Origin of the sequence: Brevibacillus sp. BD137, assembly GCF_041644655.1 — a bacterium.
In the GTDB taxonomy this organism is placed as follows: domain Bacteria; phylum Bacillota; class Bacilli; order Brevibacillales; family Brevibacillaceae; genus Brevibacillus; species Brevibacillus brevis_D.
In genome coordinates this window covers 31,918-56,603 of sequence record NZ_JAOTNO010000020.1, presented here as the reverse complement: position 1 = coordinate 56,603, position 24,686 = coordinate 31,918, and the positions used below count along the sequence as shown (strand labels likewise).

Annotated in this window: 28 protein-coding genes and 1 riboswitch; of the genes, 8 read left to right on the top strand and 20 right to left on the bottom strand. The window is 47.3% G+C overall.

Going from position 1 to position 24,686, the window contains the following annotated elements; genetic code table 11:
- Positions 1 to 46 precede the first annotated feature (46 nt).
- The 4 genes from ODZ53_RS27520 to ODZ53_RS27505 all read left to right on the top strand — a co-directional run bounded on the left by ODZ53_RS27520 (position 47) and on the right by ODZ53_RS27505 (position 3,289).
- A complete protein-coding gene (locus ODZ53_RS27520) occupies positions 47 to 661 on the top strand; it encodes a LysE/ArgO family amino acid transporter (RefSeq protein ID WP_015893143.1) in 615 nt (204 codons plus the stop codon).
- Between the two features lie 82 nt (positions 662 to 743).
- Positions 744 to 1,361 carry a DUF47 domain-containing protein gene (locus ODZ53_RS27515; protein ID WP_142497011.1) on the top strand — a complete coding sequence of 206 codons (618 nt, stop codon included), beginning with the start codon at positions 744 to 746 and terminating at the stop codon, positions 1,359 to 1,361.
- 18 nt (positions 1,362 to 1,379) lie between these two features.
- Complete coding sequence (locus ODZ53_RS27510; RefSeq protein ID WP_372681444.1) at positions 1,380 to 2,387, top strand: inorganic phosphate transporter; 1,008 nt, start codon at positions 1,380 to 1,382, stop codon at positions 2,385 to 2,387.
- 224 nt (positions 2,388 to 2,611) lie between these two features.
- Entirely contained in the window at positions 2,612 to 3,289 is a 678-nt protein-coding gene (locus ODZ53_RS27505; RefSeq protein WP_372681442.1) for a GNAT family N-acetyltransferase, read from the top strand.
- A gap of 230 nt (positions 3,290 to 3,519) precedes the next feature.
- On the opposite strand, the gene ODZ53_RS27500 is transcribed toward ODZ53_RS27505, so the two are convergent.
- Genes ODZ53_RS27500 through ODZ53_RS27490 form a run of 3 tightly spaced genes read right to left on the bottom strand, consistent with a single transcriptional unit; the run spans position 3,520 to position 7,127 of the window.
- A complete protein-coding gene (locus ODZ53_RS27500; RefSeq protein ID WP_372681440.1) occupies positions 3,520 to 4,968 on the bottom strand; it encodes a hypothetical protein in 1,449 nt (482 codons plus the stop codon).
- Positions 4,949 to 5,491 (bottom strand): RNA polymerase sigma factor, encoded by a 543-nt coding sequence (locus ODZ53_RS27495; protein ID WP_015893149.1) that lies wholly within the window; start codon positions 5,489 to 5,491, stop codon positions 4,949 to 4,951. The genes ODZ53_RS27500 and ODZ53_RS27495 overlap by 20 nt, the downstream gene beginning before the upstream one ends.
- 16 nt (positions 5,492 to 5,507) lie before the next feature.
- On the bottom strand, positions 5,508 to 7,127 hold the full coding sequence (locus ODZ53_RS27490) for a YcdB/YcdC domain-containing protein (RefSeq protein ID WP_372681437.1): 1,620 nt from the start codon (positions 7,125 to 7,127) through the stop codon (positions 5,508 to 5,510).
- A 242-nt stretch (positions 7,128 to 7,369) separates the two neighbouring features.
- On the opposite strand from ODZ53_RS27490, the gene ODZ53_RS27485 reads away from it, so the two are divergent.
- Positions 7,370 to 7,759, top strand: coding sequence for a cupredoxin domain-containing protein (locus tag ODZ53_RS27485; protein WP_016742915.1), 390 nt, complete (start codon positions 7,370 to 7,372; stop codon positions 7,757 to 7,759).
- Here the strand turns inward: ODZ53_RS27485 and ODZ53_RS27480 are convergent.
- From ODZ53_RS27480 to panE, 3 genes are all read right to left on the bottom strand, one after another.
- Complete coding sequence (locus ODZ53_RS27480; protein ID WP_372681435.1) at positions 7,749 to 8,969, bottom strand: MFS transporter; 1,221 nt, start codon at positions 8,967 to 8,969, stop codon at positions 7,749 to 7,751. The genes ODZ53_RS27485 and ODZ53_RS27480 overlap by 11 nt on opposite strands.
- A gap of 67 nt (positions 8,970 to 9,036) precedes the next feature.
- Positions 9,037 to 9,972, bottom strand: a complete 936-nt coding sequence (locus tag ODZ53_RS27475) for a 4-hydroxy-3-methylbut-2-enyl diphosphate reductase (RefSeq protein WP_173626728.1) — start codon at positions 9,970 to 9,972, stop codon at positions 9,037 to 9,039.
- A 60-nt stretch (positions 9,973 to 10,032) separates the two neighbouring features.
- The gene (gene panE / locus ODZ53_RS27470; RefSeq protein WP_372681433.1) at positions 10,033 to 10,962 is read right to left on the bottom strand and encodes a 2-dehydropantoate 2-reductase; all 930 of its coding nucleotides are present in this window, start codon (positions 10,960 to 10,962) and stop codon (positions 10,033 to 10,035) included.
- A 225-nt stretch (positions 10,963 to 11,187) separates the two neighbouring features.
- On the opposite strand from panE, the gene glnA reads away from it, so the two are divergent.
- Both glnA and ODZ53_RS27460 read left to right on the top strand, forming a co-directional pair.
- Positions 11,188 to 12,606 (top strand): type I glutamate--ammonia ligase, encoded by a 1,419-nt coding sequence (gene glnA, locus ODZ53_RS27465; RefSeq protein WP_372681431.1) that lies wholly within the window; start codon positions 11,188 to 11,190, stop codon positions 12,604 to 12,606.
- A gap of 122 nt (positions 12,607 to 12,728) precedes the next feature.
- The gene (locus ODZ53_RS27460) at positions 12,729 to 13,442 is read left to right on the top strand and encodes a L,D-transpeptidase family protein (protein WP_372681429.1); all 714 of its coding nucleotides are present in this window, start codon (positions 12,729 to 12,731) and stop codon (positions 13,440 to 13,442) included.
- A 22-nt stretch (positions 13,443 to 13,464) separates the two neighbouring features.
- On the opposite strand, the gene ODZ53_RS27455 is transcribed toward ODZ53_RS27460, so the two are convergent.
- From ODZ53_RS27455 to ODZ53_RS27435, 5 genes are all read right to left on the bottom strand, one after another.
- Positions 13,465 to 13,749 carry a hypothetical protein gene (locus ODZ53_RS27455; RefSeq protein WP_173606895.1) on the bottom strand — a complete coding sequence of 95 codons (285 nt, stop codon included), beginning with the start codon at positions 13,747 to 13,749 and terminating at the stop codon, positions 13,465 to 13,467.
- Between the two features lie 73 nt (positions 13,750 to 13,822).
- The gene (locus tag ODZ53_RS27450) at positions 13,823 to 13,906 is read right to left on the bottom strand and encodes a YjcZ family sporulation protein (RefSeq protein ID WP_041749637.1); all 84 of its coding nucleotides are present in this window, start codon (positions 13,904 to 13,906) and stop codon (positions 13,823 to 13,825) included.
- Positions 13,907 to 14,018: 112 nt separating this feature from the next.
- Positions 14,019 to 14,420, bottom strand: a complete 402-nt coding sequence (locus ODZ53_RS27445; RefSeq protein WP_372681467.1) for a hypothetical protein — start codon at positions 14,418 to 14,420, stop codon at positions 14,019 to 14,021.
- A gap of 136 nt (positions 14,421 to 14,556) precedes the next feature.
- Positions 14,557 to 15,111 carry a delta-aminolevulinic acid dehydratase gene (locus ODZ53_RS27440; protein WP_372681427.1) on the bottom strand — a complete coding sequence of 185 codons (555 nt, stop codon included), beginning with the start codon at positions 15,109 to 15,111 and terminating at the stop codon, positions 14,557 to 14,559.
- Positions 15,112 to 15,311: 200 nt separating this feature from the next.
- Entirely contained in the window at positions 15,312 to 15,806 is a 495-nt protein-coding gene (locus ODZ53_RS27435) for a hypothetical protein (RefSeq protein ID WP_372681425.1), read from the bottom strand.
- A 198-nt stretch (positions 15,807 to 16,004) separates the two neighbouring features.
- On the opposite strand from ODZ53_RS27435, the gene ODZ53_RS27430 reads away from it, so the two are divergent.
- Positions 16,005 to 16,466 carry a DIP1984 family protein gene (locus ODZ53_RS27430; protein ID WP_199927301.1) on the top strand — a complete coding sequence of 154 codons (462 nt, stop codon included), beginning with the start codon at positions 16,005 to 16,007 and terminating at the stop codon, positions 16,464 to 16,466.
- 284 nt (positions 16,467 to 16,750) lie between these two features.
- On the opposite strand, the gene ODZ53_RS27425 is transcribed toward ODZ53_RS27430, so the two are convergent.
- The 9 genes from ODZ53_RS27425 to ODZ53_RS27385 form a co-directional block, all read right to left on the bottom strand.
- Entirely contained in the window at positions 16,751 to 16,915 is a 165-nt protein-coding gene (locus ODZ53_RS27425; protein ID WP_172801895.1) for a hypothetical protein, read from the bottom strand.
- A 55-nt stretch (positions 16,916 to 16,970) separates the two neighbouring features.
- Entirely contained in the window at positions 16,971 to 17,819 is an 849-nt protein-coding gene (locus ODZ53_RS27420; RefSeq protein WP_372681422.1) for an energy-coupling factor ABC transporter ATP-binding protein, read from the bottom strand.
- Positions 17,816 to 18,613 (bottom strand): cobalt ECF transporter T component CbiQ, encoded by a 798-nt coding sequence (gene cbiQ, locus ODZ53_RS27415; protein WP_372681420.1) that lies wholly within the window; start codon positions 18,611 to 18,613, stop codon positions 17,816 to 17,818. Before cbiQ ends, ODZ53_RS27420 begins: the two co-directional genes overlap by 4 nt.
- A complete protein-coding gene (locus ODZ53_RS27410) occupies positions 18,610 to 18,894 on the bottom strand; it encodes an energy-coupling factor ABC transporter substrate-binding protein (RefSeq protein WP_372681418.1) in 285 nt (94 codons plus the stop codon). Before ODZ53_RS27410 ends, cbiQ begins: the two co-directional genes overlap by 4 nt.
- Entirely contained in the window at positions 18,891 to 19,655 is a 765-nt protein-coding gene (locus tag ODZ53_RS27405) for an energy-coupling factor ABC transporter permease (protein WP_016742902.1), read from the bottom strand. Before ODZ53_RS27405 ends, ODZ53_RS27410 begins: the two co-directional genes overlap by 4 nt.
- A 142-nt stretch (positions 19,656 to 19,797) precedes the next feature.
- Positions 19,798 to 19,991, bottom strand: a riboswitch (cobalamin riboswitch).
- Between the two features lie 133 nt (positions 19,992 to 20,124).
- Positions 20,125 to 21,216, bottom strand: a complete 1,092-nt coding sequence (locus ODZ53_RS27400; protein ID WP_372681416.1) for a quinone-dependent dihydroorotate dehydrogenase — start codon at positions 21,214 to 21,216, stop codon at positions 20,125 to 20,127.
- A 282-nt stretch (positions 21,217 to 21,498) separates the two neighbouring features.
- Positions 21,499 to 22,623 (bottom strand): alanine dehydrogenase, encoded by a 1,125-nt coding sequence (ald, locus tag ODZ53_RS27395; protein ID WP_015893170.1) that lies wholly within the window; start codon positions 22,621 to 22,623, stop codon positions 21,499 to 21,501.
- A gap of 131 nt (positions 22,624 to 22,754) precedes the next feature.
- Positions 22,755 to 23,993 carry a PucR family transcriptional regulator gene (locus tag ODZ53_RS27390; RefSeq protein ID WP_372681414.1) on the bottom strand — a complete coding sequence of 413 codons (1,239 nt, stop codon included), beginning with the start codon at positions 23,991 to 23,993 and terminating at the stop codon, positions 22,755 to 22,757.
- 81 nt (positions 23,994 to 24,074) lie between these two features.
- Positions 24,075 to 24,644 (bottom strand): helix-turn-helix domain-containing protein, encoded by a 570-nt coding sequence (locus ODZ53_RS27385; RefSeq protein WP_372681412.1) that lies wholly within the window; start codon positions 24,642 to 24,644, stop codon positions 24,075 to 24,077.
- Between the last annotated feature and the right edge of the window lie 42 nt (positions 24,645 to 24,686).

The window sequence follows — 24,686 nt, the reverse complement described above, 5'->3', positions numbered from 1 at the left end:
ATGCAATTAGCCTTTGCATCGAGAGAGAAACGGGGAGGAAACGATCATGCTGGAAGCGATTTTGCACGGTTTTGTGCTTGCTTTTGGACTTATTTTACCGCTCGGCGCACAAAATGTTTTCGTTTTTAATCAAGGGGCTCTACAACCTACATTACTTCGCGCCATGCCCGTCGTACTGACTGCGGCACTCTGCGATACCCTGCTCATTTTATTGGCAGTATTGGGAGTCTCTTTGGTTGTATTGACAGTCACATGGCTGAAAACGGTGCTGTATGTCATCGGCTTCTTCTTTTTGGTTTACATGGGATATTTAACGTGGCGTAGCCGTCCAGATACTGAGGCTGGGGAGAAAGAGCGCTTTTCGGCCAAAAAGCAAATCATGTTTGCTGCCTCTGTCTCTTTGTTGAACCCGCATGCGATTCTCGACACGATCGGGGTCATCGGCACCAGCTCACTCAGCTATTCGGGAACAGAAAAGTGGGGCTTTACTGTTGCCTGCATCCTCGTATCCTGCTTCTGGTTTTTCGGCCTTTCTGTAGCTGGTCGTACAGCTGGACGATTGGACCGGTCCGGAAAATTGCAGCGTGGCCTGAATATGGTTTCGGCTGTGATTATGTGGGGAGTGGCCTTCTATATGGCAGCCCAATTACTCATCTCGTAAAGAGTTCATGAAAAAGTGAATAATCCCCATCCCCTCCACTCAAAATACTCCTATTCGGGTTTTCGAAGTGGAGGTTTGTTTAATGCTTTTTACCAAATCGGATGCACTCTTGGATGACTTGTATGAGATTGCGAAAAATGTGCATCAGACGGCGATCTATTTTAACGAATACAAAATCACTTCACTAGAGACTGTCAAAACCTTTGCTACAGAGATGAAGGAGTACGAAACAAAGGGAGACAAGCTCATCCATGAAATCATCGTGCAAATCAACAAGACATTTATTACCGCAATCGAGCGTGAGGACGTTCTGGACCTTGCCGTCAAGCTGGATGATGTGCTGGACGGATTGGAGTTTTGCGCTTCGCGACTCTATATGTACGATATCATGGAACCAGATCAAACGATGGTGCGATTCGGTCAACTCATCGAAGAAGCTACCAAGCAAATTCTTCTCGCCATCGAACTACTTCAAAAGCAAAAGTTGTCTGCTATGAAGGAGTACATCATCCGCATTAACGATTTGGAAAGCGAAGGGGATGAATTGGTGCGGAGCAGCATTCGGCAATTGTTCAAAAACTCAAGCGATCCCATTCACATTATGCAGCTCAAAGAGGTTTACGAAGTGCTCGAAGATGTCATGGATCATTGTGAGGATGTCGCGGATGCGATGGAATCCGTGATCATGGGCAACTCTTAAACAAGGAGACCTACTTTCATGTATACGAGCCTTCCTCTTGTGATTGCCGTTATCATTTTGGCTGTTTTCTTTGATTTCATCAACGGGTTTCACGACACTGCCAATGCCATCGCAACCACCGTATCCACCAAGGCTCTCCCGCCTAAGATTGCCATTTGCCTAGCGGCTATCATGAACTTTATCGGTGCCCTGACATTTACCGGGGTCGCCAAGACTATTGGTGGAGATATCGCCGATCCTACCAAGCTGGAATTCGGTGTGCTTGTGGTCATGGCTGCTCTATTAGCTGCGATCCTTTGGAATTTGATTACGTGGTGGTACGGTATCCCCAGCAGTTCGTCTCACGCTCTCATCGGCTCGCTCGTAGGGGCAGTCCTCGCTTCCGCAGGGAGTGCGCAAATCAACTGGGCTGGTTTTTCAAAAATATTCGAGGCACTTATTGTGTCACCGGTTATTGCGCTGGTTGCCGCTTACCTCATGATGAATTTAGTTTATTTCATTTTCAGTCGGATCATGGTTCCTCCTTCCAAGGTCAACCGGGGATTTCGCTTCTTTCAGATTTTCACGGCGGCCCTGCAATCCTTTACACATGGAACGAATGACGCACAAAAAGCGATGGGCATTATCGTGTTCGCTCTCGTTGCCGCTGACCTGCATGCGGATACAAGCACGATTCCTTTCTGGGTGCAGTTTATTTGTGCCCTCGCGATGGGCTTGGGAACCTCTATCGGAGGCTGGAAAATCATCAAGACGGTCGGGGGCAAAATCACCAAGATTGAACCGATTAACGGAGCCACTGCCGATCTCACTTCGTCTTCGATCATTTTTACCTTTACGCAGTTAGGCTTGCCTGTGAGCTCTACTCATGTCATCTCTTCGGGGATCATGGGGGTCGGCGCAGCCAAACGGCTGAAAAGCGTCAATTGGGGCGTTGCCAAACGAATCGTGATCACTTGGTTTATTACGCTGCCAATCTCTGCCTTACTGGCTGCGGCCATCTATTTGTTGTTACATGTATTTATCTAAAAGCAAAAGGGACGAGTAACAGGCTCGCCCCTTTTTTCTGTTATCCGAATGAAAAGCCCAAGTAAGACTATCGCGGAGAACCGTACCTCAAATATGACGAAGACAGTTCAAAATGCTTCTGAAAGATGATATCTTGAATGCAGATTATGCCGAGAGCGAGTGATCTTTGATGATAATGAAATGGTACAGGGAAAGGGTGAGTGATCAATAGAGGAGGTAAGCCTTTGTACAACCATTTAGAACTAATGAGCATTCAAGCAAGAGTACTCTATAATCATGATCATGCTGGACGTATCACAACGATTAATGAGCCAACGAACCAACCTGCTCCTCGATTTTTTTGGGGACAGACGTCTGCTGGCAGTATTGTAAGATTTCACAGCGACGTACCAAATCTCATCATCCATGACATCATACAATCCCTGAATCAGGGTGATTCAACCGAGCAACTGCCTCATGTTATTCACGCGTTAGAGAAAGACAGAGAAATGAGAGGCTTATGGATGGGGCCGGCTTTTACATTTCATGAAACCGTAAAGGATTACACAGACGCCACTTTGGTCACTGAAGAGAATAAACATTGCTTGGAACCAGGGTTTCCTACCCTTTTATCGGAGCTTAAGTTTCGAGGACCTTGTTTTATGGTGACGGAAAACAACATGGCCGTATCTGTCTGTTTTAGCGCAAGAAGTAGCGATAAGGCTGCAGAGGCCGGGGTCGAGACATTAAAAGATTATAGAGGAAAAGGATATGCGATACACGTAACGTCCTCATGGGCACAAGCGATAAGACAGTCTCAAAGGATTCCTTTATATAGTACATCATGGGATAATTATTCTTCGCTGTCCATTGCAAAACGCCTTCGTCTTCACCTTTATGGAACGGATATTTCGATATATTAAAGTTTACATCAAAATGAAAGGCCATTCCGGAAAGGATGGCCTTTCCGTCTCCCCCTTTTGTTCGATCCAAAAATAAAAAAAGCAATGCATAACATAGAAGCTGCTTTGCTGATTCACATAGCGACCGTCGCTGTTTTCGAAAATGGTATTAAAATGCTTCTACTCACACAAAAAAACAAGACCACTCAAAAAGTTGAGATGGTCTTGAACAAATAGGCGGCCCGGTCGTTTTATTGTTTCACCTGGTACACCAGATAGGGTGCTGGCGTCCGTTTTCCGTTTAATTCCGGCCAAACATAAAGCAGTTCCAGTGGGGGGCCGTTACCTTTAATAGGCTCAGTTAATACCTTCCCGCCCTCAGTAAAATCCCCCTCCATCCCTATTACTTGCTTGCTCGTGCCATCCACCCAGACTTTATACCGGTAACTGTCTAATCGTACTCCCTGTTCAGTCGCAGTAAAATCAAGCCTGATGGCAGACCCCTCCACCGCCGCACCATCCATTGCAAGCTGCGTGATCGATGTTGGCAGATAGGACTCCAGTTTTTTAGCCCCAATTTGGGCAGCTTCTGCTTGGGACAGTTCCGGGAGAGTTTCTGAATCCGTCCGTTTTTTCATTCGATATGTCAGCAATTGACCAGACGGGCTTGCAAATCGTGCAGTGAGATAGGTAGCATCTGCGACTTTCCATGTGTATTCCATGTACGTTTCGTTCTCAACCGTTGCCAAAGGACGGTTTTCCCCTCCTATATGAACACCGAACTCATGCTGGATAAGGGAAGCTATCTCTTCTTCTGAGCTGGCCTTTAATGGCTTCGCTTGTGCCTGAATCGGGATGAGGTTGTAGCCGCTACCTGCTGTCAGGCTTTGAAAATGTTTGTCCAGCACTTCTCCATTCAATGCATTGATATAGCCAGAGAAGGTCGCCGCTTCTTCTGGTTTCAAATTGACCGTCAGTCTTTGAAGGGCCTCTTCTTTGGAAATCGCCTTTGCTGGACTGGGAAATAACGAAAGCTCTGCCTCTGCATGGATACTCTCTTCCATAACCATTCCCCTTGGCCTTCCATCCTCCGCCAGTCGAACCTTCACGACGCTATCCACGAAAGGAACACCGTTGATCTCGCGTTGAAAGACGGCTGTATTCGTTTCCTGTTGGCTCGAAACCATTCGATACTGCTTGCTTTTATCACCCAGTTTTTGTTGCATATATTTCTCTATAGACAGCGCAGGTCCATTGCTTTTGGATGTTGCTTCTTTTTGCTGTGCTTGCTTATTCGCGAACGACTGCGTCTTCGGTTCAACAGCTTGTTCTCTGCTTTGTTTGGTCTGTCCTTCCTCCCGCTTCACTGGCGGTTGTTTGCTAACAGGTTCTTGCGGTGTTACTCCCATTTTTTCCGATGGAGGTACAGACACTGGACGTTCCTCGGAACGGATACTGCTCGTTCCCTCTGGCGATTCTTTTCCAACAGGCATAGCCACGAAAAGAGCCAACACTACTGCGGCGGCTGCACCTCCTGTCACCGACAGCACGTGGTACACTTTTTGCCTCATCTTCATCTGCCTTGCCTGTTTAACCAGCGTCTGATCCAAATAGGTGACAAATTCCTGACGGGGGGGTGGGTCTTGCCTTCTTAACCCTCGCAGTTGGACCGTCAGCTCCTCATCCTCTAGCCCACTCATTTAGAAAGCCCCCTTCCTCCGTATCATCCATCATTTCTTTGACCAGCTTTAATGCCCGATGGGTGTTTACTTTCACCTTGGATTCCGATACACCCAGGATTTCTGCCGTCTCCTTGACGCTGTATTCCTCGATGCAACGCAAAATCAGAACCAGACGATAATGGGGCGCTAGCTTTTGGATCGCTTGCTTCAGCTCACGAACGTTTTCCCGCTTGGTCAGGACATTTTCCGGACTCCCTTCCTTGGTCGCCAGCTTCATCAGCCAGTTTTCTGAGAAAAAGGACTTGACCTTCTGCTTGCGATGCTGGTCAATCGCCGCATGCTTGGCAATGGAGAAGAGCCATGTTTTCAGAGTGACTCTACCATCAAATCCGGCGAGCCCCTTTAACACTCTCGTAAAAACCTCCTGCGTCAAATCCTCGGCATCATTCTGGTTGCCCGTAAAATGGAGCAGAAAGTAGTAAACGTCCTGATAGTGAGCATGATAGATCGCACTGATCCTCTGCTCGATATCCTCCTGCACGGGTTAGCCTCCTGTCTTAGTACGGACTTTTATGAAATTCAGCTGCAGTAGTAAATTTGCCGGTTAGGGCATCCATTTCTTGGTGGTCTAGGGATATGGCTGTTCTGTACACCAGAATGGGTTGATAACTTGGGTTATCCGACAAAATATCGGCTTCCGGTGTGAGATATTGCAGCTCCAGTGGACGCACTTTCAAGTATTCCTTTAGCGCCTGCTCATGTGATACAGCCTTTTTGGGGTCAGGCAGAATGAGTGGTTCCCAAGATACATCATACATATGCAGACCTTTCACCTCTCCCGTGATACGGTCTATTCTGATAGAAATCTCATCATCCAGAACGGGAATCCCTTCGTGCACATTTACAAACTTGAAACCCTGCTCAGCGCCTCTCTGTCGAAACTCTGCTGTCCCAATCGGCATCACTTCTTTTACATGCTTTGGTCCGTACTTTTCCAGCGCAGTAATAGCTAGTTTCATCGATTCTTCTGGCGTTAGCCATTTCTTTCCGTTTGGATCTTCTTCAGGGTATTCTCTTTCTTTCTTTTTCTTGTCAATCACACCGTAGCTCATGAATCGTCCTGTTTCTTCCTCCGTTACAATGATAGCCTCCAAGTCTTTATTGATTTCATGTGTATATTCCTTACCTTTCGTATCTTCAGAAATGCCTTCTTTTATTGTTTCAGCTTTGCTCTCGATCCCAAAAGCAGCGAACATAGCTGCTGCCTCCTCTGTCGTCTTTACGGTTACTTCCTTACCGACAGGATTCACTTTGACAATGGAATTATAAGCACTCCCCGAACCTTCATAATCAGGAACTTCCTTGCCTGTTTTGGCATCGATAAATTCCGAGAATTCCGATTTGTAGCGTAAGGTAGGAGAGCCATACAAGTATTTCTTCGTTTTCTCGTCCCATCCCTCTGCTGGCTGTTTCAAATAAAAGAGCTTCAGATGTTTGGCGAAGGCTTTTTCAGCCTGATCCTTGGATATGGCTTCCTTAGGATCAGCAAACTTCAAATCTTCGAGGGCTGGTGCATCATCGCCCCCGAGATTATATAAGCCTGACCCTTTCGATATGACTTCCCCCTTGCTGTTTACGGTTAGACGAACATTGATATTCAGATAGGGAAGTCCGTTTACCAGTTTTGTAAAATGGGCCTCGTTGTCGTGTGAATAGTTAGGGTTATAGGCAAAACCGCCCATATCTGGACCATACCATTGTTTCATAAAATCTGTTGCCTTACTCTTTACTTTGTCATGCTCAATATTCGGCCTTCCTTCTTCGGGAAATTCCTCGTAGTAGCTAAACCCCTTGGGATTCCCTTGTTCATCCAAACTGAATTCAAAAGACGGTTTCTTCTTCTCCTTGGACGTTTGCAAGATGACTCTGATGCGATTCCTTCCATCATTCTTTTCTAAAATCTCAAGCGTACTGTAAGAAAAATCGGCTAAATATGGCAGCCTTTCCTTTACCTTTTGGATTGCAAGCTCTACCTTCATTTTCCATTCAGGTGCAAGCTCCTTTGCCTTGCTCTCCTCCGCCAGCACTTGACCATTATTCGTCAGATAGATTGGCGTAGTAGCAAGTAGAGTTGCAGTTGTTACCGAAAAAATCACTTTATTCAGCTTTTTCATCATTTACATCCTCCCGTATTTTTCAACATTAATTAATCGTAAGAAATAGCAAAAGGTTACAAAAAATACAAAATAAAAAAGGCTGTTGAATCAATCAACAGTCTTTTTTATTTTGCATGACAGGGAAAGATACGTTTTCCACCTCTTGTTCAATCGAATAGGGAAAAAGTGTTTATCCCCCTCACTCCGGGGACAGGATAATAGTAACTTCCCATGCTATTGTCCTCAAAGGAGTTGAAAGCACAATGTCTCGTCACTGGTATCGGCAGCTTCGTTATCCAATCATCGCTCTGGCTGTGACATTAACGCTACTTTGGACACATCATCACCATCGCCTGCCCGCTTCGTACGCGATCGCCACACGGACACATACCGTTACGATTTCTAGCGCTGGCTTTTTGCCCAATCAATTGACTGCACACGAAGGAGAGCGAGTCTCGTTGATGATCGTCAACACCGATACGCGCCCTCACAATCTATCCATTCGTGATCTAAACCTTACATCCACAGAATTGAAGCCGACTCAATCGACTCTCTTACAGTTTTCAGCCGCCAAACGTGGTCGGTATCATTTCGTATCAGACGCACCTGGCTATCCGGAAACAGGCTTCCAAGGCATGCTCGTCATTGACTAGCTTGCACTTCTTCGACTGGTGATATTTGCTTCCACCGTCCGAATTTTATCATGAGCAGAGGAATGATCCCAATCGCGGTGATGATTCCAAAAAACAAATAAATGGCGAGTACCGAAAATGAATCTTTGATCCACCCTGCTACCAAATTGCAAAACATCGAACCAAGCCCGCCTCCCACCGAAAAGAAGATGGCCAACGCCGTCACTTGAAGGGATGCGGGCGTATTTTCGCGCACAAATTGGGCCGCCGTTGCCAAATAAAAGCCTACTGAAATTCCCTGCACAAAGAACATCGTAATCACGGCAGTCGTACTTGGAGCGGAGCTATACCAAAACCAGCGCATCGCGCAAAAAATCGCTGATAGAAGCAACGTCAACTCCAGTCCCCACCTGCGGACAATATAACCCGCCAGCTTCATAAAAGGAGCCTCACTGCCTGCAAACAACAAGAAGGCAAGACCGATCCCGGCAATGGTTCCTCCGATATCCTGATAAAACAGGGAAAACCAAATATTATTGGCGTTTACAGAGCCCATCATGCAGAACGATGAAATCAAGAACAACGCAAATCGCGGAATTCGTGCCAAATCCCTTATCCCCGCAAGCATACTGACGCGAAACCGCGAAGCCTCTGTCACTTCTTCCGGAACCTTCCTAAGAAACAGAATGGCAATCAGAAACGCCAGGCAAAACGAGTAAAAAAGAACATGTGGCCCCCACTGCTCAACGAGAAGACCCGTGATGAATGCCGCTAGTGCAAAGCCGATTGCTCCCCACAAGCGAATGTCGCCGAACTGAAGGCCATGTCCCTTAGCATAACCAAGAGCCAAGCTATCAGAGATGGGAACAACGGCACTTTGAAAAAACGACAACAATATGTAGAGCAAAAAGACGTAGACAAAGGTGGAGACACCCGTAAAGAGGAGTCCCACCAACCCGGTGATGATCAATGTCAGAATCAGCACAGTTTTGCGAATTTGATAGCGATCACAGATCATACCCCACATCGGCTGTGCCACGATGGAAACGATCGGCGCGACTGCACTGATGAGACCAATTTGGGTCCCCGTTAGATGGATGGATTCGTAGTATTGCGTAATAAGCGGAGCAAAAGCGCCAAACCCGTAGTAAATAAAAAGATAAAGGGCGCAAAGACTAGCGTATCTGCCTTTTGCGCCCCCCAGCCCGAAACCGGAAAGTGATTCTGGCATACAACTCTCCTATTTTGAGGTTAATTAACCGTGTAAGAAAACATAACACAGAGCATGCCTACATGATTTATTTTACCGTTGGCAATATTTTCGCCATGTTAACGGTCCGTTTTTTCTCCCATGTAGCCGGGTTGAACTCATCGAACTGCTCCAGGAAGGAGATGACTTCCTTCGTCAATGGAGTCGGCGTCGAAGCGCCAGAAGTAACCGCCACATTTTTCTTTCCACGCAGCCATTCTATGTCGAGCTCAGACAAATCAGCGATCCGATACGACGGAACATCCGCGATTTCTTCTGAGACCTGTGCCAAACGATTGGAGTTGTTGCTGCGCGGATCGCCTACGACGATACACAAATCTGCCTCTCCTACTTGCTCCGCTACAGCTTCCTGACGAACCTGCGTAGCGAGACAAATTTCATTATGCACTTCCACGCCAGGAAAACGCTTAAGAATGGCGTCCATCAGATGTTTGACATCCCATTGACTCATCGTCGTCTGGTTCGTAACGATCAGCTTGTCTGTTGGCAGATCGAGTGCGTCCAGCTCTTCCAGCTTTTGAACCAGATGTACGTGATCCGGCGCAATCCCCATAGCGCCCTCTGGCTCTGGATGTCCTTTTTTTCCGATGTAGAGCACATGATAGCCTTCCGCTACTTTTTCACGGATCAAATCATGTGTCTTCGTTACATCTGGGCAAGTCGCGTCGACAACGGTCAAGCCTTTATCGCGCGCTTTCTTGCGCACCTCAGGAGACACGCCATGGGCAGTGAAGATGATCGTTCCCTCCTGAACCTGATCCAAGAGAGCGAGCCGATCCTCTCCATCCAATGTTTTTATCCCTTGTTTTTCAAACGCCTCGACGACGTGAGCATTGTGTACGATCATGCCCAAAATATGAATCGGGCGGGGCAAGTCAAAGTTTTGCGCTGTTCGCAGTGCCAATACCATGGCATCTACCACACCGTAACAATATCCACGGGGGGAAATCTTGATGACTTCCATCTTTACCCCTCCTACTTTTTATAATGCGTAAGCGAAAGACATTTCACCCAGTATTATACCTTATTTGTCTCCTGCACGCTTCTGTTCGTAAACCTTCAGATTATTGTAGACAACTTTTAAAAGCGGTGTGGACACGCCTTTTTGTTCTGCTCGCTCCAAGAGGTAGCCTTGAAGATGATCTGCTTCCACCGGAAGACCTTTTTCCATATCGCGCAGCATGGACGATTTCGTTTGAGGACGCTGATTTTGGAAAGTCTCCATTTGTTTATCGACGATATCTGGCTTAATTGGTGCCTCCAAAGCATTCATGACAGAAGCGATTTCGTCTGCGAGCTGACGTGTCAGCTCTACACCCCAAGCCGATTCCCGGATCGGTCCAACAGCGGAATTCATCAGTGTGGTAATACCGGAAAACGTCGCAATAAACAAGTATTTGTGCCAGGCTTCCCTTTGAATATTTGTACTAGCACGCATCGTTCCGTTGATCTTGGAAAAGGCTTGCTCCATTCGCTCTACACGCTCACTTTTGCCACCTTCCCACTCACCGAAAACCGCATTATGAATAGGACTTGTCTGCACGACATCGCCATCAGCATTCAGCGTCGTCTCAATGAAACAAAGACCCCCGAGCACGCGCTCCCGCCCAAAACGATCCCACAACACTTCCATATGCGCAATTCCGTTCAGCAGCGGAATGACGACTGTGTCCTCGCCTACGTACGGAGCGATGGCATCCACGCTTTCTTCCAGCGTGTAGGCTTTGTTGGATAACAGCACAACATCAAATGGTCCTGCTTCCTCCCCTGCTTGAATCAGTTGTGGCTGCTCCAAAAGCAAATCTCCATGAATGCTCTGAATGCGCAAGCCTCGCTCCTGCAACTGTTTGTATCTACGCTCACGCACAAGAAACGTTACATCTACTCCCGATTCAACCAGCCTGCCACCAAAATAACCGCCAATGCCCCCTGCTCCCAGTACGAGAACCTTCATCTATATCGCCTCCGCGTTTATAAGTCTTGGTTTGTCTACATTTTATTAGAAAGTAACCATTTTCTAAACCCCACAATATAATGTTAGAAAACCTCACAACAAACGTAAGAAAACCTCTTGACGAACAATTATAACTGTCGATATAATTCAGAATATAGAAACCGAGGAAAAACCGAATGTTGATAGTGAATTCATAAATTTAATTCGTGAATGGAGTGAATCTTGTTGGATATGAAAACAGTCCTGTCCACAATTGACGCGGAAAAAGTGGAATATGTAGATTTTCGCATCGTTGACCTGCTCGGCCGCCAACACCATGTCACCGTTCCTGCCTACGCGGTAGATGAAGGAACATTCCGCAATGGCGTCGCATTTGACGGCTCCAGTCTAATCGGCTACAAGTCCATTGAAGAAAGCGACATGGTGGCAATGCCCGATCCGGCAACCGCCTTCATCGATCCTTTCGTAGAAGCCAAAACCATGAATATCATCTGCAACATCGTCAACCCAGACAACACCGTCTACACACGCGATCCTCGCGGCATTGCCCTCAAGGCTGAAGCCTATCTGCAACAATCCGGCCTCGCTACCGCTGCTTACTTTGGCCCTGAATCCGAATTCTTCCTCTTTGACAACGTACGCTTTGCCTCTGGTCCGTCCGGTTCCTTCTTCCACATCGATTCAGAAGAAGCTTTCTGGAATACGGGTAAAGAAGGACAAAACCTCGGCTACAAGGTACGCAACAAGGGCGGATACTTCCCTGTTCAACCAACAGACTCCCAAATGGATATCCGCAATGAAATGTGCACATTGATGACGAAATGCGGTTTGCATGTCGAGCGCCATCACCATGAGGTGGCAACTGCCGGTCAAGGTGAGATCAATTTCCGCTTTGATACACTGACTCGTACAGCAGACAATTTATTGCTATTCAAATACATCGTGCGCAATGTAGCTGCCAAACACGGCAAAACTGCTACCTTCATGCCAAAACCAATCGTTGGAGACAACGGATCTGGCATGCACGTTCACCAAAGCTTGTTTAACGGCGATACCCCATTGTTTTATGAGCAAGGCGGCTACGCAAACCTAAGTGAGACTGCGCTGCACTACATTGGTGGTATTTTGCACCACGCCCCTGCGTTGATCGCCCTGACTAACCCGAGCACCAACTCGTTCAAGCGACTGGTTCCCGGCTACGAAGCACCAGTGAATCTGGTCTTCTCCAAAGGAAATCGCTCTGCTGCCGTTCGAATTCCGATTGCCGCCGTTACGCCAAAAGCGTCCCGCATTGAGTTCCGCACTCCGGACTCTACTGCTAACCCGTACTTGGCTTTTGCCGCCATGCTGATGGCTGGCCTCGATGGCATCAAGCGCAAGCTCAACCCGCGTGAACTGGGCTTTGGGCCAATGGATAAAAACATCTATGACTTGTCCGATGCGGAAAAGCACGAGATCAAGAGCGCTCCCGCCTCTCTCGCTGAAGCACTTGTCGCCCTTGAACAAGACCATGATTTCTTGCTCGAAGAGAATGTTTTCACAAAAGAAGTAATAGAAGGCTGGATTGCACAAAAACGTGGTGAGATTGAACAAGTCGAGCGGACAGTGAATCCAAAAGAATATGAGCTGTATTACGACCTATAAGCAAAGAAACAGCCCTTCTCTTGATGAGGAGGGCTTTCACTTTCTCCCGAATAAAATGCTGTTTCCATTCACAAATTAAAGTTGTACTGTGAAAAAAACAGATGATCGGATGAACATAGACAATGGTGAATCGAACGATAACCAACTTGCTTATTTGTTTTGCTGCCATTCTTCTCCTAACCATTAGCTTTCCTGTAGAAATTGAAATCGGTCAAAAAATTGTTTACGCCGAGCATTCGTTACCAATCATTAGCGACCAAGGGATTTTTACGATTGAGGTTTATCCCAGGAAACACAAGTTAATTGTCAAAAAGCATGGGAAAACAGTAAAAACGTATCCCGTTGCCGTTGGTAATCCTTCTACACCTACACCAGTTGGAGAATACAAAGTCATATACAAAGGAAAAGATTGGGGACCCTCATTCGGTCCACGATGGTTGGGCTTAAACGTCCCTTGGGGAATTTATGGCATCCACGGCACAAACAAGCCATACTCCATCGGACAGCATTTGAGCCATGGTTGTATCCGCATGCGAAACAACGACGTCATCGAACTGTTCAAGATGATTCCACTCGGAACAAAAGTAACGATTTACGGTCATGTATTAGGGGACCCGAGCCACGATCCTAGAGATTTAGCCGAGGGCGATGTTGGTGGAGATGTACAGCTCATTCAATCTCGATTGAAGAGCGCTGGTTATTATCACGGGATATGCGATGGCAAGTTTCGATCCTCGACAACTGCTGCTCTAAAGAAATTTCAACGGGATCGAAAATTAATACCAAACGGTGTCGTGTCCAGCAAGGTTTACCAAGAGCTGGGGTTGCTGGAATAGCTCCCAACAAGATTCATGATCACTACATGAACCTTTTAAACATACTTCCAAGCCCATTTGCTCCTTGGAACGTTCTGAATACCTCGTTTGCTATGCGTACACCATTTAAAATGGTACCCATATCAAGGTTTAGATTGGAAACCCTTGGCGGTCGAGACTCTTTTCTCGTCCTACGGCTTGTTTTTGCCCACTCTTGATAATACTGACCAAGGGATTCAGGATTTTTTTGCAGCTTTCTGACCGAAACCTTATTTGACTTGAGCCAGTCAGAGAACTCAGGGGTAAAACCATTGATTTTTCTAGCCAATTTTCCTCCTCACCTCCATTCGTAAATGAATAATGCAAAGGGATTGTATGTCCCTTTGCATTACTTTGTTACCCTAACAATCACAACCGACAATTACCAACAAAATGAAAAGGACCAGGATCAGAGCAAAGTCATCGAAGCCATCAAAGAAACCCATTCTGTCTCCCCCTTTCCTTAGACACACTACTCTATGCGCTTTTCTCATGATTTGCCTGTACCCTCACCTAATAGCAAAAGGACGCAAGCATTTGCCTGCGCCCTTTTTCATCCTATTGCAGTCCGATTTGCGACTTTACTTGCAGAATTCCGCCTTGGAAAGAAAAATTCGCATTTGCTCCAATCGACCCTTCTCCCTTATACATATAGACGATCGTGTGTCCTTCCTCTCCCTTTTTCCCAACCTCAGCAAGCAGTTCGCCTTCTCCGCCCACTATTTTTTTCACTTCCTCCAAGCTCATCCCATTTTCAATCTGTTCAAATTCACTCTTCGTGATCGTTGCTTTCTCTGTCTCTGCAGGAGCAGTCGCTTCTTGTGCTGGTGTAGCTGGCGCGGTTGCTTCAGCTGGAGCCGTGCCAGCTGGCGTTGTTGGCACAGGTGCTACCGTATTCGTTGATTGCCCGGAGCTACATCCAGCCAACATGATGGCGAAAGCCACTATGAAAAAAGCCATTTTTTTCAAAGAAATTCCCCCTTAATTGAAATAAATCTCTCCTACCATAATCCAAAATATGACTACCAACAAGAATAACAGCCTGACAATTCTCGACACAAAAAGAGCCTCGTACAAGGCTCCCTTTGCGTTGTCATTACTCTTTTACATAAAGCTGGTACATCTCGGTTTCTTCATCAGTTGCTTTTGCGATTCGAAAAGCTTCTTCCACGCTTTTCTTGTTTTGAATTACCTCGTAGAAAAAGCGCAGGGCGAACATCAGCGCAGAACTTCCGTCCGGGTAATCATCTGGCCCAATATACATATGGCAACCACTTTCCAGAAAGGCCTTCGCTAATTCGGGATCACCCAGCGAGCATCCGTTACCTAACACGATTTTTCCATCCAGCTTGGAAAAACGTCTAACCTCGTCAGGACCAAAATTATCCTTTGGTTCTCCTTCCTCGTAAACGTCCTCGCCCAGCTCTGGCATGATGAGGCTTCCCTCATCGCCATGGAAATTCAAAATAATCATGTCGGTATTTGGGTAGAGGTCGCTGCCATTCAATACATCGATCAAATCGCTTGGTCGACCAATCCAGTACGTAAAGACTCGAGCTCCAAAATACTCAAGTGTATTTCGGATTGCTTGGCTATCCTGGTCCGTATCCGGACCGACTACTAGGGCAACGTTCATTTCAGGTTTACTCATTGTGATATTCCTCCATTTTGTTGTAAGTGGTTTTTATTTGTGGGTAAACAAAACCATTTACGTGGAGGGGGGCGGGCCAACTGGCGAATGGCAAGACGTTACTTCTTAATCATCAAGCAGGAAAACTCCTCTTCAATTGGAATATTTTATAAATTTTCAGTAGTATATCACCCAAAACTTGGCGTGTAAAGTTTCTCTAACTATGCAAATCCTTTTTTGATTTTGGACTTTATGTCACGATACAGCTCCCCGTATGTAATCGCATGCTCGATATGCGAATAGGAAAGAACGGAATCGCCATCCTTGCTCTCGCAGCAAGCAAAGAACAGGCTTTCCATCAGATTGTGATTTTCGATGGAATTGGTAATATGAACGCACTCCTCAATCGAATCCTGAGCGTCATGCTTGTAAAAAAGAAACGTCCCTTCTTTGAACGCCCCTTTTTTGTTGGCGTCTTTCCAAATGAGCATGCCTAAGGTAATAAAGTACCCTTCCTGAAAGCGGATGACGCCTGTAATGACCGAATTAATCGTAGTCGGAATGATCGCAATCGAGTCATTGAGCTGATTGACGTATTCAAACAACACTTTATTGGATTCTTGAAGATCAGCGATTGGTACATGAAGAAGCTGCTTGTCTCTTAATTTTTCTACGAGCTGCTGAACGCATAGCGTCTTATTCAAAGTTGAAATCACAACCTCATCACTTCTCCCATTGTAAGTAAGTGCCTTCTTTACGTTATTCGTGATGAATGGACATATCCCTACAAAATTCGTACAAATCTTCTTACCTTTTCAGCGGAATCCAAGTTTTCCTATATTTTATTTTTTTCACCACAACCAATCAAACAAACAAGCGTATAAACTATCAGATTGGTTTAGGGGGTTACGGTTGTGAAACTCGCGGAAGCGTTAATCATTCGTGCCGATTATCAAAAGCGAATCGAACAGTTGGGAGACCGCTTGCACCGCAGCGCAAAGGTCCAGGAAGGTGAACAGCCTCCAGAAAATCCTGACGATCTCTTATCTGAGCTGTATCAGTTGTTTGACCAGCTCGAGCGTATTGTTCAGCAAATCAATCGAACCAATGCGTCTTGCCGCTTTAACGAAACAATGACGCTCTCCGATGCGTTAACCAAACGTGATGTTCTCGGTTCAAAACGCAATGAGCTGGCCGACCTGATCAAAGCAGCTACAGTCAAGCATGATCGCTACAGCCGTTCGGAGGTCAAGATTCACTCGACTGTTAATATTGCCCAGTTGCAAAAGCAAGTCGACGAGCTGTCCAAGCAGTACCGGGAACTGGATGCAAGCATTCAACAATTCAACTGGTTAACGGAGCTGCAAGAAACCTGATGTAAGAGACATGGAAGTCGGTAGTCTGTCTGCAAAAGGCGAACACGTCCCCATTCAACAGGGTTAATGTTGAAAACTCATTGGTCGGGTCGAGGGGCAACCCTGAGGGTTCAAATCCCTCTCTCACATAAAACGCCCAGTAATGTGACATGAGTAATGTGTACTTGGTATTGTAACTACCGTGTGTTGATTTTGTCTGACAGACGAGGGTGGGTACGGGGATCTTTCCATGTAAAAAAGCCCTTCGCGCCTTTATGTGGCGAGAAGGGCTTCTTGGCGCAAATTTACGCCTTTCCTTTTAGGTAATCATCCTTTATCTTCTTTTCCTGTTCAGCGGTGGTCATGTCTTTCTCCAACACTTGATACATCAGTTCATCCTTCACTTGGCGAGGGATTCCTTTTTCCTGATGATTCGGGACAGATGAACTCGAGACAGAGTCATGTTCCATACTGCGTACCTCCATGGCTTTTTGGGGTTAGCTTACCCGAAAGCGCCCACTCCATTCACCACACCCGCTGAACACTGAGCATTTTTCTCAGCTCGTCGACCGAACGTGGAATATTTCCGCCCAACTCTCGCTTCCACTGTTCAGGCAGTGCCTCCCACACATCAACGAGCAACGGCATACCCAGATGAAGGCTTTCCAGCATGTCTCTGTTTTCCAATGCCTCCTGCGGATCTCCCGCGAATACAAGCCTGCCTTCATCCATGATGCAAATCCACTCGGCCCATTCAAACGCAATATCCATATCGTGTGTTGCCATCAAAACAGTCGTTCCTTGTCGGTGAATGGCATCGAGCTCCCGCAGCAAATTTTTGGTCTGATAGCGATCCAGATACGCAGTAGGCTCGTCCAATAGCAAAAGCTCTGGCTCCATGACCATGACCCCCGCGAGTGCCAGTCTCCGTTTTTGTCCCAGGCTCAAATGATGAATCGGAGCTTCTGCCAGCTCTCTTAACCCGAATGCATCCAGCACCTTTTCTACCTTTGCCCGGATTACGTCCACGGGCAGCTTCTGATTGCATAAACCGTAGGAGATATCTTCCGCCACTGTGCTTGCGATCAACTGATGCTCGGGATCTTGAAAGACCAAGCCTACCTTTTGCGTCATCTCTTGCAATGCGACCCGTTTGTAGACAAGCGGTTTCCCCTTCCACAGCACCTGTCCCTGCTGTGGCTCGATGATCCCGTTTCCATGCAAGAACAAGGTCGACTTCCCACAGCCATTCCGCCCCAAAAGAACACACTTTTTCCCCTCTGGAATCCATAAGGACAGCCCTGACAGGACTGGTCCCCGCCCTCCCGGATACGTGTACTGCAAATCGATGAACTCCAACAACCGTGATGTCATAACCGCCAACCTCCTGTCCACCACTCAAGCAGCACCAGCAGCATACAGCCTGCGATTGATTCCCACTCATAGCGGCGCGAGCGGGCATGGGAATGAAACGAGAGCACCTGCATGCTCTCCCCGAAACCTCTTGCCGCCATTCCTTTGTGCAGAGCTTCGTATTTGCGCATCGCTCTGACAAACAATTGCGCAACGAGAACCCCTGCATCCCGAAGTGTCGCCCGGAAGCCGCGATGACCTCCGCGCGAACGTTGGGCAATCCAGAGCTGGTGAGAAATCGTTACCAACACAAAAATAAACCGATACATGATCATTAATAAGTCAGTCACAAGAACAGGCATATGAAGCCGGCGAAGCACCTGCAAGATTTCGGCAAACGGCACGGTAAACAAAAGGAAAGCAAAGCAAGATAAGCTCGCCATGGTCCGCCAAAATAAAATCCAAACTTTACTGAAGGAGGACATCGGCACATAGAGCACATACGAACCGAATTCCCATGCTGCCGCGACCTGGACCTGTACTCCTCCTGCTCTCGCCCCTTCAATCAATAGTGCAGGGAGCCCCGCCGCGAAAAACGAGAGTGACACGATCATAAAGGCACAGTAGATACGGACCGGAATACGGGCATACACCACTACCCATATCGTCATCCAAACCACGACCGCCATCTGCATCCATACATGTCCCACCAGGACGAGCAGTAACATTGCACTCGCCAGCAATAGCTTATGAGCTGGCGGCAGATGTTTTAGCCTGTTTTGATAAGAGAGAGAATCAAGCTGCAGCCCGTTCATTTTTTGCGTTTATCCAACCGACCTTTGTACAAGCCCACGGCGTAGCCAACCACTCCCGCTCCCAACGCCGCCTGCACCGCAAACAATAGACTCTCCGTCTCTCCCCCTGGCGGTTCTATCAGCGGTTGAAACCACGGTTCGTAGCTCGGAGCGATTTCCTTGATCGCTTCTTCTGCCACGCCGTCTGCGCCACCAAATTCCGAATCCTGCACCAGCAACAACGGGACAGTAGCCAGTACGATTACCCCCAAGAGTAAAAGCCAGTTCCATCCTTTTTTCACAGCGATTCCTCCCGTTTGAGCAAACGAAGCTGTGTAAGCTCTTTTGCGTTATAAGATAACAACCAGTTCCAAACAAGAACGGTCAACAGACCTTCACTAATAGCGAGCGGTACTTGCGTGAAGGCAAAAATTCCTGCGAATTTGGCAAACGAGGCCAACACTCCGCCAGATTCAGCTGGAAATGCGAGTGCCAGTTGAAGCGAAGTCACCACATAGGTAGCGAGATCAGCCAAAGCCGCCGCGGCAAAAACCGCCAGACGCTGACTTCCGGCCACTTTCATAATCAACCGATAGATTCCGTATGCCACCATGGGTCCTACTACTGCCATAGATACAGCATTTGCCCCTAGCGTAGTCAAACCTCCATGTGCCAAAAGCAAGGCTTGAAACAAGAGCACCATACTCCCTAACACAGACATCGCAAAAGGCCCAAACATAATGGCGCCAAGACCCGTTCCAGTCGGGTGAGAGCTGCTGCCTGTAACCGAAGGGATTTTCAGTGCAGATAAAACAAATGCAAATGCTCCTGCAACGCCAATAAGGAGCTTCATCTCGGGATGTTCTTTTACAATCTTGTTAATCGAGCGAATCCCAAGAATAAAGAATGGCAAGAACACAGCCCACCAAAATAAGGCCCAGGATAATGGCAAATACCCTTCCATGATGTGCATTGCATGTCCTGTTTCAGGTTCATTGAGCAAAAAATACAAGACAAAGCCCGCGATCATCAAACAAGTAGATACGAGACGAGATCGATTCATGTTTATCCTCCTTCACTGACTTTCATTCTTTCCTCCAAACAAAAAAATCCCATCCATCAGTGGACGAGATGTGCACACAAAACAACAGACTGACTAGACAGCCTCATTGCCTCGTATTCACCGCTCCTTTCCGCGAAGGTTCTGTGGGTGTGGCTACTAGGTAGGTCTCCTGGCTTCCAGATCCATGCGCTCCTTGTCCTTCCCCATACGAAGATGAGTGGTTTCCTTCTCAAAGAGAGCTCCCTGGTTACAGTGGCGGGACCGCTCGGGACTTTCACCCGATTCCCTGTTACCCTTTATGCGTCACATAAAGGCACCTAACGCCGACTATATGCAATTGACTGACAATTCATGTTTGTCCCACATCATTATACCGGATCACTACATAAATCGGAAGAATATAAGCAAAAACGCATAAGTCGATGACCCACTACAAACGGAGCCATCGACCTATGCATACTTATTCTTTCTATTCTTTTGCGTCTACGCCAATTACTTCACTAATATGTTTAAAACCATCGCGTTGCATGAGCTTGAGCAGTTTTTTGTTGATTTGTTTGGCGATACCTGGGCCCTGATAAATCATCCCCGTATACACCTGAACAAGACTGGCTCCTGCCCGGATTTTCGCGTAGGCGTCTTCGCCGTTATAAATACCGCCGACACCGATGATTGGTACCTTGTCTCCTACTTCTTGATAAATCTCCTTCACCCAAGCAGTGGAATGCTCTGTAAGAGGTCTACCGCTCAATCCGCCCGCTTCCTCGGCAAATCGATGTCCGGAAACGGCCTCACGTGACAGTGTCGTATTGGTAGCGATAATTCCGGAAATGCCCTCTTCTACAGCAGCGTGAACCACATCGCGCATGTGCTCATCTGACATGTCTGGCGCTACTTTCAACAAAATCGGCTTTTTTTTGATGGAACGCCCTTCCATCTCGGTTGCCTTTTCTTTTACTGCACGCACCAAATGACGCAAGCTCTCCGTTTCCTGCAAGTCACGAAGATTCGGGGTATTTGGAGAGCTGATGTTAATGACGAAATAGTGACCGTATGCATAGAGCATGTCCATACATTTGCTATAATCGATGGCCGCTTCTTCATTCGGCGTTACTTTGTTTTTCCCAATGTTAATCCCAATCGGAACATCTGAGTATGCGTAGTCGACCAAATGCTGGGAAGCCAGATAAGCACCGTGATTGTTGAAGCCCATCCGGTTAATGACAGCTTGATGTTCCGGCAATCGGAACAATCGGGGCTTTGGATTACCTGGCTGCCCCTGCGGCGTCAATGTCCCGATTTCCACAAACCCAAAACCAAGAGCACCCAGCGCATGATAAACTTCTGCATTTTTATCAAAACCGGCTGCAAGTCCGACTGGATTCGGAAACGTCATTCCCCACAGCTTGTTCTCCAACCGCTGGTCTTTTACCTGATAGATCATCTTCAGGATGCTTTTGCCTGGAGCAGAATCCTCCACCAGCCTTAAGGCACCAATTGTCTTTTCATGAATCTCTTCCGCATCTTGCTGGAACAGATATTTTCTTATGAGCTGATACATCGGCTGCACTCCTTACTCCGTTTCTACCTTTTTACCTCATAGTAGAATACCATACTTTTTCGGGAGGATGTAACCTTTATACGTGATACATATTTCCAAGTAAGCAGGCAAATCCTAACAGCACCACCACACACAGGGGGATTAGTCTTTCATGAAAGTGGACGACTAAAGGGGTTCGTTCGTGAAATGTTGATCTATATAGCTTGGAGGAGAGTTTAAATAAAAAAACTGCTTGCCGTAAACTCGGACAAGCAGTTTCTTCTTTTCTATTTACCGTTGAAGCTAGTTTTTCACCAGCAAAACTTCTTCGATAGAAGCATACGGCAGGTTATGCGCATCAGCGACAGCCTTGTAAGCTACTTTTCCGTCGATGACGTTTACGCCTTTTGCCAATGCTTTGTTGTCGCGAATCGCTTGTGCGTAGCCTTTGTTCGCCAATTGTACCGCGTAAGGAACGGTTACGTTGGTCAGGGCCAATGTAGATGTACGAGCGACTGCACCAGGCATGTTCGCTACCGCGTAGTGAATCACACCATGCTTCTCATAGGTTGGCTTGTCATGAGTCGTGATGCGGTCAACGGTTTCGATCGATCCGCCTTGGTCAATCGCAACGTCTACGATCACTGAACCAGGTGACATCTCTTTTACCATGTCTTCTGTTACCAGACGCGGAGCACGAGCACCTGGAATGAGTACAGCGCCTACCAGCAAATCTGCTTTTTTCACAGCGTTTGCGATATTGAAGGAATTGGACATCAGCGTCTGAACGCGGCCTTGGAACAGGTCATCCAGTTGGCGCAGACGGTCTGCGTTTACATCGATAATGGTTACATTTGCACCCAGTCCAAGCGCCATTTTCGCTGCGTTTGTTCCAACGATCCCGCCGCCGATTACGACTACCTCGCCTTTTGGCACGCCTGGTACGCCACCGAGCAGAACGCCTTTTCCGCCGTATTGCTTTTCCAAGAATTGCGCGCCGATTTGAACGGACATGCGACCTGCTACTTCAGACATCGGCATCAACAGAGGCAGAGCGCCATTGTCGAGCTGGATGGTTTCGTAAGCGATTGCAATCACTTTTTTATCGAGCAATTCACGAGTCAATTCAGGCTCTGGTGCGAGATGCAAATACGTGAACAGAATCAGACCCTCGCGAAAATATCCGTATTCAGCAGGGAGTGGTTCTTTTACTTTCATGACCATGTCAGACGCCCATGCCTCTGCTGCTGTTTCTACGATCTCAGCGCCTACTGCCTTGTAATCTTCATTCGTAAAACCACTGCCTTGCCCTGCGCTTGTTTCTACACGAACGGAATGTCCGTTTTGTACCAGAGCAGCTACACCTGCCGGAGTAATGGCAACGCGGTTCTCATTATTTTTAATTTCTTTTGGAATTCCAACGATCATGATAAGTATGTCCTCCTTGGAAACGCCAATTTCTTTGCGGTTACTATTATTGTACAGCGTATCTTCGGGCATACTCCTTGGAGATTCCTTTAATTTTAGCATCTTTTCATTTGTGGAAATTCACAAACGAACTACTGTTCCCTATCTAATTTGGCTATTTTCAACTCTAAATATAAGGCAGCCCGCTGGTTCATATTGTCGAGGTCGACACGCATGATCTCCTCAATTCGTCTCAGCCGGTAGCTCAACGTATTGATGTGGATATGCAAGCGCTCTGCTGTCTTGTTGACCTTGCCAGCGGCATCCAAAAAAGTTTCCAAAGTCGTCAAGAGCGTGGTCTGGTTCTCGCGATCGTACTGTCTGAGCTTTTCCAGCCGTTCATTCTGATAGCCCTGCTCCTCTTCCCACTGCTTCAGTTGAAGTAAATAGCGATAAATCCCCAGCTCGTGGTACCCGTGAATCCCTTCATTTTCCTGAGGAAACAGCTTTTTGATCTTGAGTGCATGCAACGCTTCCCTGTAGCTTTTCACAATATCCGTATAAGACTTGTAATCTCTCCCGTACCCGGCAATCACCTGGCGTCCTTCTGTGACATGTGCTTCGAGCTTGCCGAGCGAGTCGGAGAGGAACTGTTCCACCTTGCGAATGAGCACATCACTCTTCTCTTTTTTCGCATCGGACAGACCGATCAATAAGATGATTTGCGATCCGTCGACAACCCAGAGCAGCTTGTCACGCATTAACAACGGATACAAGTACTGGTCCAGACGGGCTCCTGCCGCTTCAATAATACAAATTAAATAAGAGGTCGGAAGCTGCATCTGCAAGGTGTCCGCTTTTTGGCGAATGCCAGCCTCACTGCTGTGATTCCCCAACAACAGCTCCCACAGAAATTCCTTGCGTCGCTGTTCTTCCGCCTTGCGTTTTCCCTGCCGTTGGATGAGACGCGAGACAGCTACGCGTGCTGCCTGACGAAGAATTTCATCATCTTCCTGGGTAATTGGTCGATTCACCTCTTGTGCCCAAATGTAACCGAGCACGTCGCTCCCTCTGCGAATGGCAATCGCCACACGCTTCCCCAAGCCGATTTCGTCCTTGGCCGGGATGTGTACGGGGTTGTCGTGCGTTAACAGCTCCTGGAATACGCCGTCCTTCCAGAGGCGCGTCAGCACTTTTTCCGGTACCCGTCGCCCCATGATGGTAGACCAGCGCGCTTCATCTGTGCTTTCTCCGTGTGAGCTGTAAGCAATCAGTTTATGATCGGCATCTTCAACCGTAATCGGATTTTGCAAAAGTTCTCCAATGACATCAGCTAATTCGTCGATATCGGCATGCTGATACTGTTGAAAATAGTTAGGCTCTACGGGCACACTTTCACCTCTTTACCGCTCTTTTCTACGTGTTCCTCTATTATAGTAAAAAACATGACTTCGCTAAACGCTCTCGCTCCATTAATGAGGAGCGGTCGTAATCCTGTCGCTGTCATGCGAATTGACACAAAGGAATCTGGTGACCTCGCCTGTACGGTTCACCCAGTTGTGTGGCACGGATGAATCCATGTGAATGCTGTCGCCAGGGAACAAATCATGCTCCTCTTCCCCCAGTAAAAGTGTCAGTACACCCTCCAGGACATAAATAAACTCTTGCCCCTGATGAACAAAAGGCGTGCCTTTTTCTCCATGCGGGGATAGCGTGACGAGAATCGGTACCAACGTCGGATTCGCCAAATCACTGGACAGGTCCTCATACACAAAAGGCGCATGTAGAAGCCCAGATCGCTCCTTGCCCGCCCTGCGTACCTGCTCATTCCCTCCACTCGACTCGCCCGAAAAGAAATAGCCTGGGCTCACTCCCAAGGCTTCCGAAATTTTTTTCAATGACTCCAGCGTAATGGAAGACTTCCCACGCTCTACTTGGGACAAAAAGCTGATCGACAGCTGTGTTTTTTCCGCAATTTGTTTGAGTGTCTTCTTTTTGCCGACACGAAGCGATTTGATTAATACACCAATGGTGGGTTCCATTTGCATACCTCGCCGTAAAAAGGATAGGTCTATCATACTCTT